Genomic DNA, 1377 nt, shown 5'->3' on the forward strand with positions numbered 1-1377 from the left:
CCGGAGTTGTTCGAGCGGCAGGTGGCCGCTTCGCCGGATGCGGTGGCGCTGAGCAGTGGGGCGGAACGGTGGACATACCGGGAGGTCGACGCGCGGGCGAATCGGTTGGCGCGGAGGTTGATCGGCCGCGGCGTGGGCCCGGAATCGGTGGTCGCCGTCGCGGTGGGGCGTTCACCGGAACTGGTGATCGCGTTACTGGCGGTCCTCAAAACCGGTGGGGCGTATTTGCCGATCGACCCGGGTTATCCGAGTGAGCGGACCGGGTTCATTCTCACCGACGCCCACCCGGTGTTGGTGTTGACCGACACCGGTACCGCGGCGGTGTTGCCGCCCACCGAACCGGAAATGCTGTACCTGGACACGCTCGATACCGACGGTGGTATCGATGCCGGTACGGTCACCGACGCGGAGCGGGTGCGCGGGTTGGGACCGGAGCATCTGGCGTATGTGATGTATACGTCGGGGTCGACCGGAGTCCCCAAAGGCGTCGCCATCAGCCACCGCAACGTGATCAATCTGGTGTTCCACGGGTGGCCGGCGGGTGGCCGTGAGCGGGTGTTGATGTCCTCGTCGGTGGGTTTCGACGCGTCGGCGTATGAGATGTGGACAGCTTTGCTGTCCGGTAGTGAGTTGGTGATCGCCCCGCCCGGGCCGGCGGACCCGGCGTTGATCGAACGGCTGGTGGGCGAGCATCGGGTGACGTCGCTGTTCGCGGCGACCCCGATGTTCCATCTGCTGGCGGCCCGGTCCGGTGAGCGTGCGCAGATGTGGGCCGGAGTGGAACAGGTCGTCACCGCAGCGGATGTGCTCTCCCCGGTCGCGGTGGACCGGTTCCGGCGCGCTTGTCCCGAGGTCGGGGTGGTCAATGCGTACGGGCCGACCGAGACCACGGTCTGCGCCACCCGGTATTCGGTTGCCGAGTCCGATGAGTTGGGTGGGGTGTCGGTGTCGATCGGGTCGCCGATCGGTAATGCGCGGGTGTTCGTGTTGGATGCGGGGTTGATGCCGGTTCCGGTGGGGGTGGTGGGGGAGTTGTATATCGCTGGTTCCGGGGTGGGGCGGGGGTATCGGGGCCGGCCGGGGTTGACCGCGCAGCGGTTCGTGGCGTGCCCGTTCGGTGGTGTGGGGCAGCGGATGTATCGGTCGGGGGATGTGGTGCGCTGGGATGGTGGTGGCCGGTTGGAGTTCGTCGGACGCGCCGACGAGCAGGTGAAGGTACGGGGGTTCCGGGTCGAGCCGAAAGAGGTCGAGTCGGTACTGGTCTCCCATCCCCAGGTCTCGCAGGCGGTGGTCGTCGCACGCGACCTCGCAACCGACAGAACCGACAGTGCCGACGGGGCGGTGGGTAAGCAGTTGGTGGGGTATGTGGTACTCGAC

At 67.4% G+C, this 1377-nt stretch carries 1 protein-coding gene; it reads left to right on the forward strand.

Annotation, left to right across the window (positions count from 1 at the left end; all coding sequences use genetic code 11):
- On the forward strand, positions 1–1377 hold a 1377-nt coding region (locus NS4_RS30960), incomplete at both ends, for a non-ribosomal peptide synthetase (protein WP_157106351.1).

The organism is Nocardia sienata NBRC 100364 (assembly GCF_001613205.1).
Lineage (GTDB): Bacteria > Actinomycetota > Actinomycetes > Mycobacteriales > Mycobacteriaceae > Nocardia > Nocardia sienata.